Annotated in this window: 15 protein-coding genes; 3 read left to right on the forward strand and 12 right to left on the reverse strand. The window is 62.5% G+C overall.

Annotated elements, in window-relative coordinates; translation table 11 throughout:
* Window positions 1–30 precede the first annotated feature (30 nt).
* Together IEI94_RS17450 and IEI94_RS17455 are read right to left on the reverse strand one after the other, a co-directional pair.
* Window positions 31–867, reverse strand: a complete 837-nt coding sequence (locus tag IEI94_RS17450; RefSeq protein WP_191168532.1) for an ABC transporter permease — start codon at window positions 865–867, stop codon at window positions 31–33.
* On the reverse strand, window positions 864–1,709 hold the full coding sequence (locus IEI94_RS17455; protein ID WP_191168533.1) for an ABC transporter ATP-binding protein: 846 nt from the start codon (window positions 1,707–1,709) through the stop codon (window positions 864–866). Before IEI94_RS17455 ends, IEI94_RS17450 begins: the two co-directional genes overlap by 4 nt.
* A 258-nt stretch (window positions 1,710–1,967) precedes the next feature.
* Between IEI94_RS17455 and cobO the strand changes: the two genes are divergently transcribed.
* Window positions 1,968–2,567, forward strand: a complete 600-nt coding sequence (gene cobO, locus IEI94_RS17460; RefSeq protein ID WP_191168534.1) for a cob(I)yrinic acid a,c-diamide adenosyltransferase — start codon at window positions 1,968–1,970, stop codon at window positions 2,565–2,567.
* Between the two features lie 158 nt (window positions 2,568–2,725).
* Here cobO and IEI94_RS17465 read toward each other — a convergent pair whose 3' ends face one another.
* On the reverse strand, window positions 2,726–3,211 hold the full coding sequence (locus IEI94_RS17465; protein ID WP_191168535.1) for a YajQ family cyclic di-GMP-binding protein: 486 nt from the start codon (window positions 3,209–3,211) through the stop codon (window positions 2,726–2,728).
* 74 nt (window positions 3,212–3,285) lie between these two features.
* On the reverse strand, window positions 3,286–3,759 hold the full coding sequence (locus IEI94_RS17470) for a GNAT family N-acetyltransferase (protein ID WP_191168536.1): 474 nt from the start codon (window positions 3,757–3,759) through the stop codon (window positions 3,286–3,288).
* Between the two features lie 154 nt (window positions 3,760–3,913).
* On the opposite strand from IEI94_RS17470, the gene IEI94_RS17475 reads away from it, so the two are divergent.
* On the forward strand, window positions 3,914–5,401 hold the full coding sequence (locus tag IEI94_RS17475; RefSeq protein WP_191168537.1) for a RimK family protein: 1,488 nt from the start codon (window positions 3,914–3,916) through the stop codon (window positions 5,399–5,401).
* 13 nt (window positions 5,402–5,414) lie between these two features.
* Here the strand turns inward: IEI94_RS17475 and IEI94_RS17480 are convergent, their stop codons facing one another.
* The 6 genes from IEI94_RS17480 to IEI94_RS17505 form a co-directional block, all read right to left on the reverse strand.
* Window positions 5,415–6,212 carry a DUF2797 domain-containing protein gene (locus tag IEI94_RS17480; RefSeq protein WP_191169647.1) on the reverse strand — a complete coding sequence of 266 codons (798 nt, stop codon included), beginning with the start codon at window positions 6,210–6,212 and terminating at the stop codon, window positions 5,415–5,417.
* 32 nt (window positions 6,213–6,244) lie between these two features.
* A complete protein-coding gene (locus tag IEI94_RS17485; protein ID WP_191168538.1) occupies window positions 6,245–6,496 on the reverse strand; it encodes a YeaC family protein in 252 nt (83 codons plus the stop codon).
* Between the two features lie 30 nt (window positions 6,497–6,526).
* Window positions 6,527–7,381, reverse strand: a complete 855-nt coding sequence (locus tag IEI94_RS17490; RefSeq protein WP_191168539.1) for a rhomboid family intramembrane serine protease — start codon at window positions 7,379–7,381, stop codon at window positions 6,527–6,529.
* 205 nt (window positions 7,382–7,586) lie between these two features.
* Complete coding sequence (locus tag IEI94_RS17495; protein ID WP_191169648.1) at window positions 7,587–8,564, reverse strand: metallophosphoesterase; 978 nt, start codon at window positions 8,562–8,564, stop codon at window positions 7,587–7,589.
* 19 nt (window positions 8,565–8,583) lie between these two features.
* A complete protein-coding gene (locus tag IEI94_RS17500) occupies window positions 8,584–9,465 on the reverse strand; it encodes an NAD(+) kinase (RefSeq protein WP_191168540.1) in 882 nt (293 codons plus the stop codon).
* Window positions 9,466–9,575: 110 nt separating this feature from the next.
* Window positions 9,576–10,457 (reverse strand): carboxylate/amino acid/amine transporter, encoded by an 882-nt coding sequence (locus IEI94_RS17505; protein WP_191168541.1) that lies wholly within the window; start codon window positions 10,455–10,457, stop codon window positions 9,576–9,578.
* 25 nt (window positions 10,458–10,482) lie between these two features.
* Here IEI94_RS17505 and IEI94_RS17510 point away from each other — a divergent pair, with 25 nt between their 5' ends.
* Window positions 10,483–10,944 (forward strand): DUF6314 family protein, encoded by a 462-nt coding sequence (locus tag IEI94_RS17510; protein ID WP_191168542.1) that lies wholly within the window; start codon window positions 10,483–10,485, stop codon window positions 10,942–10,944.
* Between the two features lie 53 nt (window positions 10,945–10,997).
* On the opposite strand, the gene IEI94_RS17515 is transcribed toward IEI94_RS17510, so the two are convergent.
* Together IEI94_RS17515 and IEI94_RS17520 are read right to left on the reverse strand one after the other, a co-directional pair.
* Window positions 10,998–12,737 (reverse strand): ABC transporter substrate-binding protein, encoded by a 1,740-nt coding sequence (locus IEI94_RS17515; protein WP_191168543.1) that lies wholly within the window; start codon window positions 12,735–12,737, stop codon window positions 10,998–11,000.
* Window positions 12,738–12,799: 62 nt separating this feature from the next.
* Entirely contained in the window at window positions 12,800–13,072 is a 273-nt protein-coding gene (locus tag IEI94_RS17520; RefSeq protein WP_191168544.1) for a DUF2160 domain-containing protein, read from the reverse strand.
* Between the last annotated feature and the right edge of the window lie 3 nt (window positions 13,073–13,075).

Genomic DNA, 13,075 nt, shown 5'->3' on the forward strand with positions numbered 1-13,075 from the left:
TTGCTTGGGTAGTGACGCGACTTCGCGGTGCTATTTATGCCCCTTTTCCCACGGCAATAGGCGCTTCTCGACCTGAGAGACGATCACGTAGAGCACGATGGCAACGATCATCAGCATGATGACTCCTACCCACACGACATTGAGGTTGAACAGGTTGCCGGCGACGAAGATCATGCGGCCCAGACCACGGTCGGAAGAGATGAATTCGCCGCCGATTTCGGCGATCAAGGCAAAGCCGATGTTCAAGCGGAAGGCGGAGATGATCCACGGCAGCGTGGCCGGCGCGACCACCTTGGTGAACACTTCTCGACGGCTGGCGCCGAGTGAGCGCATCAGGTTGATCAAGTTGCGGTCGATCTGGTGGGTGCCCTGATAAGCGGAGAGCAATGCGACGACGAAGGTGGCGACAAACGCCAGCATGATCTTGGAGAACATCCCCGAGCCAAACCAGATGATGATCATCGGCGCCAGGGCAATCTTGGGCAGGCCGTTGAGGGCAACCATGAAGGGGTCGATAATGCGCGCCACGGTGCGCGAGAACCACAGCAGCAAGCCGCAGATGGAGCCCAGAATGCTGCCGGCCAGGAAGCCCACCACGGTGGCATAGACGGTGGCAATGGTATCGTTGAGCAGCTGCCCGGACTGGATCAGGCGCCAGGCTTCGCCGGCGATGCCCACCGGAGAGCCCATCAGAAACGAGTTGATCCAGCCGACGTTGACCCCGATCTGCCACAGGATAACGACCAGCGCCAGGCCAGCCCCACGCCACAGGTTGTCGCTGAGCAGCGTATTGCCGGCCAGCTGCTCATCGTTCTCCTTGACGCTGCCGGCGCGAATCACATGGGTATGCAGCTGTGCCTCGCTCATGACTCACCTCCAGCAATCTGAATATCCAAGTCATCCCAGATACTGTTGAAGAAGCCCTGATAGCGCACGTCACTGCGTGCCTTGAGGCATGAGCCCAGCTCGCGAGACAGCCCCACATCGTAGATCTTCTTCACCGAGGTGGGCCGCTGAGTCATTACCGCCACGCGGTCCGACATGGCGATGGCCTCGCCGATATCGTGGGTGATCAACACCACCGTTTTATGGTGCTCCTTGAGGATCGTGACGATCTCCTCTTCGAGCACTAGCCGGGTCTGATAGTCGAGTGCCGAGAACGGCTCATCGAGCAGGATAAGGTCGGGGTCGGTGATCAGCGTGCGGATCAGTGCCACACGCTGACGCATACCGCCGGAGAGGGTATTGGGATATTGGTCGGCAAAATCGGCCAGGCCATAGCGCGCCAGCTGGTCACGGGCCATCTCATAGCGGCGCGCCTTGCGCACGCCTTGTATCTCCAGCCCCAGGCAGACGTTATCGATGATAGTTCGCCACGGAAACAGCAGATCGCGCTGCAGCATATAACCAATGCGCGCGCCGCACTCTGGGTCACTGCCGCGCAGGGTAATGCTGCCGTCGCTGGGCTCCAGCAGGCTGGCAATGATGTTGAACATGGTGCTCTTGCCACAGCCGCTGGGCCCCACGATGCTGACGAACTCTTCCTGCTTGATGTCGAGGGTGATGTCTTCAATCACCTCGATGGGTTCGGCGCCGGAGCTGCTGAACGTCTTCTTGATACCCTCGAGAGTGATTACACTCTGACGCTGTATCCCCTGCGCGCTAGACGAAGCGGCTCGGGTTGCAGAGGCGGCCATTGATGCATTCATCGCTTGATCCTTTGGGGATGCCTGAGTCAAGCAGACACTGCACAGAGCGTGCCAAAAATCGATTTTTAGATATCAAATCAATGTCATGGCCTAATGCCGAGAAGGCAGGCTTTTGCCGTCATTCCGCCGGGTGCGCAATTCCAGTGCTCCACTAGCCGCGGCGTGCACCATAATAATGAATTCAGTTTTACAGGAAGGCTGACGCGGCAGCGGCGGTGGCGTAGGCTTTGCTTTTTTCGCCCACTATCAGGAGCGCCCATGAGCGATCGCCAGTCACGCCATCAGCAGTCGATGCAGAAGCTCAAGTCACGCGTCGATGGCAAGGTGGCCCAGGCTACCGAGCAGCGCGGCCAGTTGCTGGTGTTCACCGGCAATGGCAAGGGCAAGACCACCGCCGCCTGGGGCACGGTGACCCGCGCCCTGGGCTATGGCTACCGGGTTGGCGTGGTGCAGTTCATCAAGGGGCTATGGGAGTGCGGCGAGCGCCAGCGGCTGGAGGAGGATGCCAACCTCGAGGTGGCGATCATGGGCACCGGCTTTACCTGGGAAACCCAGAACCGGGAGCTGGACACCCAGGCCTGCCAGGCAGTGTGGCACGACGCAGAGCGCATGCTAGCCGATCCGGAGGTGTATCTGGTGGTGCTCGACGAGATCACCTACATGCTCAAGTTCGGCTATCTCGACATCGCCACCGTCAAGGCCGCCATCGAGGCGCGCCCCGGTGAGCAGACGGTGATCGTCACCGGGCGCAACGCCCACCGCGAGCTGGTGGCGATGGCCGACACCGTGACCGAGATGCAGGAGACTCGGCACGCCTTCAACAGTGGGCTGCAGGCGCGCCGCGGCATCGATTTCTAACCAAGTTCAGCAATCAGGAAACGCAGCATAAACCGGCGAGCGGGATGAAGCACAAGGCGCACGGAGCACAGAAACCGGAGCCTATGGGGTATAGGTGAGGATTTCGAGCACCGCGCAACGCAGTGATTCGCCCGCGCAGACATTTATGCAGTGTTTCCCTAATCGCGGAAGTTATCATACTGCAACGCCAAATCCGGGCCCTGCTCGCCCTTAAGCAGGGCGATGACCTGCTGCAGGTCGTCGCGCTTCTTGCCGGTCACGCGGACCTTGTCGCCCTGGATCTGAGTCTGCACCTTGAGCTTGCTGTCCTTGATCAGCTTGATGATCGCCTTGCTGTCGGCCTGTTCGAGCCCCTGCTTGAGCTTTACGTCCTGGCGCGCCTTGACGCCGGACAGCACAGGGTCCTGCTCTTCCACACAGCGTGCGTCGATACCGCGAGCAATCAGCTTGTTGCGCAGCACATCGAGCATCTGCTTGAGTTGGAAGTCGACATCGGCCTGCAGCGAGACCACCTCGCCGTTGAGCTCGAAGCTGGCGTCCACGCCTTTGAAGTCGAAGCGCGTCTGCACTTCGCGGTTGGCCTGGTCGACGGCATTGCTGGCTTCATGCTTGTCGAACTCGGAGACAATATCGAAAGAGGGCATGGCGTGGGCTCCTTGAGAAAACTGGCGACGATTCTAAGCCAGGCCCGCGGGCATTGCATCTGCTCGCCGCTCTCCTAACCTACCTCCCGCACCTCGGCACCGAGCCGCTTCTGCATCTGCCAGGCGGCGCAGCCGTCGATGTAGTAGTCGTCGAGCCAGCGCACCAGCTGATAACCGGCTCGGCGGTAGAGTCCCAGGGCAACGCGGTTGTCGGCACGTACTTCCAGGGTTATCGCCGCCAGATCGCGGTGGCGCGCCTCCGCCTCCAGCGCTTCCAGCAATCGCCGTCCCAGGCCATCGCCACGAGCCAAGGGGCGCACGCAGAACGAATAGAGCCGCGCCTGGCGGCTATTGCGGCGCAGCAGCAGGGTGCCGTAACCCAGCAGGGTGCCGTCGTCGGCCACCGCAATCAGGTTCACCGCATTGGCCCCCTTGAGCAGGTGTGCCAGTTGGCGGCGACTGAAACGGTCGCCATCGAAGCAGTCCAGCTCCAACTGGCAAAGGGCGTCAAGATCGCTAGGGTGCGCCGGGCGCAGGTGCGTGGTCATGATCTTATATCGTGGTGTTTGCGCGAATTGTGGCGGTCCGGCACGCCCATGTCAGCGGCGTGTCACATGAAATTATTTCACCATGACGCGCTATTGTACCCGCCTCGCCTTGGTCGCATGCTAGCGCCGAATCTCCCCTGCCCCGGAGTCTCCCATGTGCCCGTTGCGAATCGTCGTTGACCAACCCGCCGACTGGCGCCCCTATTATCCCAGCGACGACCTGATCAGCGCGGCAGACTTTCTGGCCGACGAGCCGCTTGCGCCGCAGCACGATGCCGCCACCCACGTCATCAACCTGTGCGCCGGACTCGATTACCTGGATACCGGCTACTACGTGTCGCTGCTGGCTCAAGCCCGCGGGCAGCGCGTACTACCTAGCGTCGAGACGCTTAACCAGCTATCACGCAAGACACTGATCGACCTGCAGTTGGAGAGCCTCACACCACTGCTCGGCGATCTGGCACGGCGTGGCGCGCTGAGCGGAGAGACGTTGACCCTGCGCGTCATGTTTGGCGAGTGCCAGGATGAAGGACTGGCCAAGCTGGCCCGACGACTCTTCGAGCGCCTGCCCTGCCCGCTGCTCGAAGCGCGTTTTTCGCGCCAGACCGACGGCTGGCGGTTGAGCCGACTCAAGTCGCTGCCGCTGACCTCCCTGGCTGCGGATGAGCAGGATCTGTTCGCCACCGCGCTCAACCGTCACTCACGCAAGGTGTGGCGCACGCCCAAGGCGCGCCGCCGCTATCGCTACGATCTGGCCATCCTGATCGATCCCCAGGAGGCGCTACCACCCAGCAACAAGAGCGCGCTCAAGCAGTTTATCCGCGCCGGCCGCCGGCTGGGCATCGATGTCTCGTTGATTACCCGCCGTGACGCCGGTCGCCTTGCCGAGTTCGATGCTCTGTTTATTCGCGAGACCACCGCCCTCGACCATCACACCTATCGCATGGCGCGGCGCGCCGAGCACGAGGGCCTGGTAGTGATCGATGATCCGCGCTCGATCCTGCGCTGCACCAACAAGGTCTACCTTCACGCGCTGTTGCGCGCCAAGCGCATCGCCTGCCCCGACGGCCTGCTACTGCATCGCGACGATTTCGACAGCCTGCCCGCCAAGGCCGCCGAACTGACCTACCCGATGGTGCTCAAGGTACCCGACGGCGCCTTCTCGCGGGGAATTGTCAAGATCGAATCCCGCGAGCAACTGAGCGAGGAAGCACGCCTGCTGTTCGCCAGCTCGGCGTTACTGCTGTTACAAGAGTGGCTGCCTACCGAGTACGACTGGCGCATCGGCGTGCTCGACGGACAGGTGCTGTTCGCCAGTCGCTACTACATGGCCCGCGGCCACTGGCAGATCTACCAGCACGCCAACGGCAAGGTGAAAAGCGGCGGCTTCAGCACTCATCCACCCCACGAGGTACCCCCGGCAGTGATCAAGGCGGCGCTCAAGGCCACCCGCCTGATTGGCGACGGCCTCTACGGGGTCGACCTCAAGCAGATTGGTGAGCGTGTGGTGGTCATCGAAATCAACGATAACCCCAATATCGATGCAGGCATTGAGGATGCGGTGATGGGCACTCACCTCTACGACCGCATCATGGCGGTATTCCTGGAGAGGATGGAGGCGCGCCGGCGGGCGCGGCGCTAGCCTTGGCCAGGCGTCAGGCGACGCTAACCTCATAGCCGGTGAACTTGCGCAGGTTGATCACGCCGCTGTCGAGGATAAGGTACTGGCCCTTGAGGCCCAGCAGCGTGCCTGAGACCTCCGGCTGCTTGTCGAAGTTGTGGGAGACGATCTTGCGCGGATGCTCCAGTACCGGATAATCGAACCGCAACGACGTGGCCTGCAGCGGGCGCAGGCTATCGGCGCCGAAACGTTCACGCAGGCCGGCAAGACCACTATCGAGGCTCGCCAGCAACCGATCGCGCTCGGCGATCAGATCGAGTGGCTCGACCTCGCCCTTGAGCATCGCCCGCCAGTTGGTGCGATCGGCGACCTGCTCCTTGAACAGCATCTCGACGAATCCCGACTGCTGGCGAGTATCGACCTCCATGATCGGCAGCGCCTGGATCGCGCCCTGATCGAGCCAGCGAGTCGGCATCTGAGTAGCGCGGGTAATGCCAACCTTGAGCCCTGAGGAGTTGGCCAGATAGACCACGTGAGGCTGAAAGCAGTGGCGCTCGGCCCACTCCGGTTCGCGACAGGTGCCGGCATCAAAGTGACAGGTCTCTGGTTTGACGATGCAGGTGTCGCACTGGGCCAGCTTCCTGAAACAGGGATAGCAGTAGCCCTGGGCGAAGCTCTTCTTGGTGGCACGCCCGCAGTGAGTGCAAGCGATGGCACCGGTGAAGTGCAGCGCCAGCGGCTGGCCGAGGCGCGCATTGAGGTCCAGGCGTGACTCGCCGGCACGCAGCGTGTACCGGGCCGGCTCGTCGCCGCTGCCCGGGGCGATCGCCATCTTGGTCAGACAGCCTCTGGCGGCGGTGTCGATCAGTTCACCCACTTGATGCTGTCCTCACTATCGCTGCTGCAGCTTGAGCGCTCCAGGTAGCCGACGCGCTCCTCGGCGGGCACCTTGTTTTCGGCCTCGTACTTGATGATCGCCTCGAGGCACAGCTCGACCTGTTCAGCGCTGAGCACCCGCCCATCGGGCCACTTGCGCAGCGATACCGCCTGCTTGAGGCTTGCATAGATCGCCGGCGACATCTGCTGCACCATGCGATCAAAGGTCATCTCGCTCATTACGTCCTCTCCTGTTGACACACGCAGCGCTCAGCGGCGGCGCGCGCGCTCGCTATAATACCAGCCCAGCACCAGCCCCACCGCCAGGCCGCCGACATGGGCCTCGTTGGCGACATTGCCAAAGCCGACCGTGCCGGCAAAGCCTGTCATGGTGAACACCATCCAGCCGAGCATGAACACCACCAACATCTGCGGCACGAAGAAACCGCTGTGCGGAGCACGCCGCGACATCAGCCACACATAGCCAAGCAGCGCGTAGTCGACCCCCGACATGCCGCCGAACAGCACCGTGCCAGTGGCGTACTGGGCCAGGTTGGCGCCGATACCGCTGACCAGCACCAGCATCAGTATCTGCCGCGAGCCCTGCAGCGCCTCGATCTGACGACCGAAATACCACAGCCACAGCATATTGAAGATCAGATGCATCCAGCCAAAATGCAGAAACGCCGGCGACAGCAGCCGCCAGACCTGCCCCGAGGCAAGCGCCTCGCCAAGCGGCATGGTTACCAGGCTACCGTTGGATACACCCAGCGGTACGATCGCCAGCATGGCGATGACCAGGTCACCAAACACCGCCATCAGGCCAAAGACCACCAGGCTCAAGGCCACGCAGGCGGCGGTGACCGGCGCCAGATAGAACGGAGTAGCCAGCGACGCGGCGCCAGCCGCGTTGGGCATACGGCGCTTGCCCTCGGGCATGATGGCGTCGCCGCGCCGCCAGCGCTCGAGCAGGTCCATCAGCGCCTCGCGCTGCTCGAGGTCGGCCAACCACAGGGTGTAGCCGTTTTCGCTCTCCGTGAAGCGGTGGCCAATACGGTGGGCCCACAGCGCCTCGCGCAGCGGACGGGTATCGGTATCGCGGGGCAGTTCAAGCACCTTGTACATGGCGTCTTCCTTTCTCGACGGCGCCTGTCAGCCAGACACGGCTGACGTGTGGCGCCCATGATACCCGACGCACAGAAAAAATCCGGCGGAGGGGGCCGCCGGATCTAAAGCAAGGGATCATTCAAGGGAACACCTACTCAGATGGGTCAAGCCGCAATGAGTTCAGCCATTAGCACAAAAAATTGTGTAACAATTTGTTTCACCCTTAATCGAAGTCGATTTCCCATGGCCGTGGCCGCGCTTGCTCCTCGCGGGGCACGCTGACCCATACGAAGTGATTGGCATCCAGGCGCCGCTCACCGCTCCAGCGATACGCCACCAGCCGGCCGAACTTCACCGCGCTGTAGTCGAGACAGGCAATATTCGGGGCCGGCAGTGCCGGGATGCCCTCGCACCAGTAGTGGCCGATAAACAGCGGCGGCTGCTCGGGCCCATAGTAGCTGAGGCGCTGTCGCTCGGCGTCGCTCAGCGGGCGTAATTCCAGGTCGCCGGGCAAGTTGTCGGGCTGGAAGATCACGTCGCCGTAGCGCTGCGGGTTACGGGCCCAGAAGTGGGTGCGAAAGGTCTTGCGCGTGAAGCCGTCACCGGAGTGGATCTTGGTGCCCTCCGGCAGCGGCAGGTGGCTGCCGCGGGTCAGGCGGTCGAGAACGCGGAAGGCCAGAGTGTCCGGATCTACCGAGGCCTCGAGCATGGCGTTGTCGAGACGACCATCGGGGCGTTCGTGGCGCAGCGCATCGATCAGCGGCTGATCCCAGCAAGCGTGCACCACGCGAAGGTCACCGAGATCGAGAAACAGCGGGATCTGCATGAACCACGCCAGAACGTCGTCCCACTCGCCGGGATAATCGCGGTACTGCTCGAGGGTATTCATGATGATGCGGTTGTGGCGTGGCGTATGCGGACGCAGCCAGCCGTGGTCGCCGAGGCGATGGCAGTAGGCCAGGGCGTTGTACTCATGGTTGCCCATGACGATCTGCGCCTCGCCCTCCTCGACCATGCGCCGTGCAATATTGACCGCAAGCCGAATCCGCGGCCCCCGGTCGATCAGGTCGCCGAGGAAGATCACCTTGCGACGCGGATGGCGGTAGACGCCGCCGCGCTGATGATAGCCAAGCTTCTCGAGCAGCGCGGCCAGGGTCGCCCCGCAACCATGCACATCGCCGATCAGATCGTAGCCTTCAATACTAGGCGCCAGGCTCACGTCAATCTCCCAACCGGCTGCTCCAGCCGAGCTTGCTGCGACACACTTCGTAGTAGTTGTAACCGTGGGGATGCAGCAGCGTCAGGCGCTGGGGTTTGCGACGCACGTGGAGGATATCATCCGGCTTGGAGACCACCTTGGTCTGGCCGTCACAGCTGACATGGGGATAGGCCTCGTTGGTCTCGCCGATGTGGATGCGGATCTCGGAGGCCGCATCGACCACGATCGGCCGGCTCGACAGCGTGTGCGGAAACATCGGCACCAGGGTAATGGCATCGAGCTTGGGGTGCATGATCGGGCCGCCGCCGGACAGCGCATAGGCGGTGGAGCCGGTCGGTGTGGCGATGATCAGACCGTCGCTGCGTTGGCTATAGACGAAGTGGCCGTCGATGAACAGCTCGAACTCGATCATCCGAACCGCCTTGCCGGGATGCATGACCACGTCGTTGAGGGCATCGGCGGCACCCACCAGTACATCGCCACGATACACCTCGGCCTCGAGCAGAAAGCGCTCTTCGACCTCGTAGTGCCCGGCCAGCACTTCGCCGACCCGCTCCTCGATCTCGTGGGGCGAGATGTCGGTCAGAAACCCCAGCCGCCCGCGATTGACGCCGAGCACAGGCGTGCCGGTGCGACACATTGCCCGCCCCGCCCCCAGCAGGCTGCCATCGCCGCCTACCACGATCGCCAGGTCGCAGATCTGACCGAGGGCCTCGCGACTGGCCTCGCGATGACCGTGATCGAGCAGCACCGTGGCGGTGCGGTCCTCGATCACTATCGTGTAGCCGTGGCCATCGAGAAAGCGAATCAGCCGCTTGAGCGTGTCTACTACTTTGGCGCTACCCAGCCGACCGATCAGGCCAATGGTCTTGAAAGTTTTCATGTTATCGCCCCTGTGCCGAGGCCGATCATTATGCGGTTTGCCCTCAGCCCGGGCAAACGCGCAGGCTATTTCACCCACCTGCCTAGGCGACGAGGTGCTCGAGAGCTGATTCAGCCCTGCCGGCAGGGCTGGATGCTCTGCCGCCGCTTGACCCACCACTCGTTGACCACCAGCGCCGCCAGCATGATGCACCCGCCTAGCGCCAGCCGGGTCAGGTCGGCATCCCGGTTCCAGATCACCAGATTGACCAGCAGCCCGGCGGGGATCAGCGCGTTGTTCATGATCGCCAGCGCCCCGGCGTTAACCAGGGTCGCACCCTTGTTCCACAGAAAGTAACCGCCCCCCGAGGCTGCCAGGCCGAGCCACACCAGCACGCCCCACTGCAGCCCGGTGGTGGGCATCATGCTGCGGTTGCCAAATGCGAGATAAGCCACCACCGCCAGGCACACCGCGCCCAGATAGAACCAGCCGAACACACTGAGCTGCGGCAGCTCCGCAGGCAACCGTGTGGCCAAGTGTCGGTAGGCGACCTGACCGAAGGCGAAACAGAGGTTAGCGCCCTGCACCACCAGGAACCCGAGCCAGAAGCCACTATCGATACCGTCATAGCGAATCACCGCGGCGCCGATAACGGCAAGCAGCGCGGTGAGCAGATAGAATGGCGTGAAGCGTCCGGCCATGGCATCGTCTAGCAGCGTGATATAGAGCGGCGTGAAGATGGTGAACAGCAGCACCTCGGGCACCGTCAGCAGCAGAAAGGACTGGTAGAAGAACACGTACATCAGGCCTAGCTGAATGGCCCCGATCCCCATCAGTGCCAGCTTGTGACGGTGCGCCAGCAGTCGCGGCTTGAGAAACGGCAGGAACAGCAGCGCCGCCAGCATGATCCGCATCAGCACGGCGAAGTAGCTGTCTACCTGCCCGGACAGATAGACGCCGATCAACGAGAACGAGAAGGCCCACAGCGCCGTGACGCCGATCAGATAACCCATTGGTAAACCCTCGGAAGAATCAAAGTTGACAAGCATTATACGCGCCACGCAACGACTGACCAGCATCGCGCGAGTCAGCTTCGACTCTCGCCCCGGCGAGCGCTCGCACAGCGCCTGGAGTGGCAGCGGCCGGGGTAGCGTGGAAGTCAGCCAAGACCACGATGGCCTGCGCTTTCATGAACAGGGCCGCTTTCAGCTAGCGCGCGGCGGCGCCGAGGTGGCGTTTCGCAACGTTTATCGCTGGGCGCTGCATGAGGATCACATCGGCCTCTATCACGAGCGGCGCGGCGCAGCACATGCCGTATGGCTGTTCGACCTGGTGGCCAGTGTCGAGTACGACGTCTTGGTCGCGCGGGACGTCCATCTATGTGGCGATGATCAGTACAGCGCCCGACTGACGCTGCGCGACGATGGCGTCGATCTAGACTGGCGGATCAGCGGGCCACGTAAGGACGAGTGGCTCTACTACCGCTATCGGCAGGCATGAAAAAGCCCCGCTGGCTGAGCCAAGCGGGGCAAGAGAGATAGAGACGCTATCGATTAACGAGTGCCGGCGGCCATCCACTCTTCCATCATCTGCTCGTAAGGAATCGTGGTGCCCTGGGGCATTTCATCGTCGAGCTGTGGCTTGGGTGCACCAGGCTGCTCGAACCAGTACTCCGGATCCTGCTCGTCATTAAGCACCGGTGCATAGGTCTCGAAGACGTTAGCCCGCGCCAGACGCGCCATGATGTCGTCAAGCGCACCTGCCAGGTTATCGAGGCCTTCCTGGGGCGTGACTTCACCGCTCATCACCGGCGCCAGGTTCTGCCACCACAGCGGCGCCATGCGCGGGTAGTCAGGCACGTTGGTGCCGGTGGGCGTCCAGTTGGACTCGTTGGGACTGCGATAGAACTCCACCAGGCCGCCCAGCTTGGGCGCCAGCTCGGTCATCTGATCGGAGAAGATATCCGACTCGCGAATCGGCGTCAGGCCGTGCATCAGCTTCTCCAGCGATACCGACTTGGAGACGGTGAACTGACCGAACAGCCAGGCCGCGGTGCGACGATCCTCAGGCGTGGAGTCGAAGAAGGTCCAGGAACCCACGTCCTGGTAACCGACCTTCATGCCCTCTTCCCAGTACGGCCCCACCGGAGACGGTGCCATGCGCCACTTGGGATTCCCTTCGTCGTCGGTGACCGGCACGCTGGGGTCGGTCATGTCGGCGGTAAAGGCGGTGTACCAGAAGATCTGCTGGGCGATCTGGCCCTGCGCCGGTACCGGGCCGGCTTCGCCGAAGGTCATGCCCTGGGCCTCTTCCGGGGCGTAGGCGTTGAGCCAGTCCACCGCCTTCTGCATGGCGAACACCGAGGCCGGGGCGTTGGTGCCACCGCCGCGGGTCACGCTGGCGCCCACCGGACGGCTCTCTTCGTCAACGCGAATGCCCCAGTCGTCGACCGGGTTACCGAATGGCACCCCGGGGCTGCCCATGCCGGCCATGGAGAGCCAGGAGTCGTGGAAGCGCCAGCCCAGTGACGGATCGCGGCGACCGTAGTCCATGTGGCCGTAGACGCGCTCGCCGTCGATCTCCCCGACATGCTCGGTGAAGAACTCGGCGATCTCCTCGTAGGCGGTCCAGTTGGTGGGCACCCCCAGGTCGTAGCCGTAGATGTCGCGGAACTGCTCCTGCAGGTCCTCGCGCTGGAACCAGTCATAGCGGAACCAGTAGAGGTTGGCGAACTGCTGGGCCGGCAGCTGATAGATGCTGCCGTCCGGGCCAGTGGTGTACTGGATGCCGATGAAGTCGTCCAGATCCAGGGTCGGCGAAGTGAAATCTGCCCACTCGTTCTCCATCGCTTCGGAGAGATTGATGGTGGTGCCGTAGCGGATATGGGTGCCGATGGCGTCGGAGTCGTTGATGAAGCCGTCGTAGATGCTGTTCCCCGACTGCATCTGGTTCTGCATGGTATCGACCAGATCACCCTCGTTGATGATGTTGTGGGTCACCTCGATACCGGTCAGTTCAGCAAACGCCTCGGCCAGCACGTCGCGCTCATACTCATGGGTCGCGAGCCCCTCGGCGACGGTGCTGATCGACATCCCGCGGAACGGCTCCGCCGCCTCGGCGAACCAGAGTAGCTCTTCGATCTGCTCCTCGCGGGAGAGCGTGGAGTTCTGGAAATGTTCATCCACCAGCCTTTCGGCGATGGCCCTGGCATCGTGGTTGTCGGCGTGCAGTGCCGCCGAGGCGAGCATCAGGCTGCTGGCGAGCACCGTCAATTTCATCCTGGTATGTTTCATGATGACCTCGTTATTGCTTATTGTTGTCTTCCGTGACGCGAATACCATCCGTGTACTTCGTCTCACCCCCAGCGCATCAGTATCAGTAGCCACACTACCGACAAGGCCAGGGCGAACCAGATCGTGATGTCGGTGAAGCCCACCACGATCAGGTGAATGTAGGCTGCGCTGAGCAGCCCGATGAACAGGCGATCACCGCGGGTGGTGGCAATCGGCAGAAAGCCCTTGCGCTCCACCGTGGGTGAGAGTATTTCCCAGGCCGTCATGCCGGCCAGAATCGCGGCAATCGTCGAGAAGAACACCGCCGTGGGTAGGGTCCAGACCATCCATGCCATCTG

This window comes from Halomonas sp. ML-15, assembly GCF_014779595.1.
Classification (GTDB): Bacteria; Pseudomonadota; Gammaproteobacteria; order Pseudomonadales; family Halomonadaceae; genus Franzmannia.

Excerpts from the sequence above, each read along its gene's own strand:
- IEI94_RS17515 (WP_191168543.1), bottom strand. The coding sequence starts at position 12,737 with ATGAAACATACCAGGATGAAATTGACGGTGCTCGCCAGCAGCCTGATG.
- IEI94_RS17470 (WP_191168536.1), bottom strand. The coding sequence starts at position 3,759 with ATGACCACGCACCTGCGCCCGGCGCACCCTAGCGATCTTGACGCCCTT.
- IEI94_RS17490 (WP_191168539.1), bottom strand. The coding sequence starts at position 7,381 with ATGTACAAGGTGCTTGAACTGCCCCGCGATACCGATACCCGTCCGCTG.
- IEI94_RS17480 (WP_191169647.1), bottom strand. The coding sequence starts at position 6,212 with ATGGCGATCGCCCCGGGCAGCGGCGACGAGCCGGCCCGGTACACGCTG.
- IEI94_RS17475 (WP_191168537.1), top strand. The coding sequence starts at position 3,914 with ATGTGCCCGTTGCGAATCGTCGTTGACCAACCCGCCGACTGGCGCCCC.
- IEI94_RS17505 (WP_191168541.1), bottom strand. The coding sequence starts at position 10,457 with ATGGGTTATCTGATCGGCGTCACGGCGCTGTGGGCCTTCTCGTTCTCG.
- IEI94_RS17520 (WP_191168544.1), bottom strand. The coding sequence starts at position 13,072 with ATGGCATGGATGGTCTGGACCCTACCCACGGCGGTGTTCTTCTCGACG.
- IEI94_RS17450 (WP_191168532.1), bottom strand. The coding sequence starts at position 867 with ATGAGCGAGGCACAGCTGCATACCCATGTGATTCGCGCCGGCAGCGTC.
- IEI94_RS17465 (WP_191168535.1), bottom strand. The coding sequence starts at position 3,211 with ATGCCCTCTTTCGATATTGTCTCCGAGTTCGACAAGCATGAAGCCAGC.
- IEI94_RS17500 (WP_191168540.1), bottom strand. The coding sequence starts at position 9,465 with ATGAAAACTTTCAAGACCATTGGCCTGATCGGTCGGCTGGGTAGCGCC.
- cobO (WP_191168534.1), top strand. The coding sequence starts at position 1,968 with ATGAGCGATCGCCAGTCACGCCATCAGCAGTCGATGCAGAAGCTCAAG.
- IEI94_RS17485 (WP_191168538.1), bottom strand. The coding sequence starts at position 6,496 with ATGAGCGAGATGACCTTTGATCGCATGGTGCAGCAGATGTCGCCGGCG.
- IEI94_RS17455 (WP_191168533.1), bottom strand. The coding sequence starts at position 1,709 with ATGAATGCATCAATGGCCGCCTCTGCAACCCGAGCCGCTTCGTCTAGC.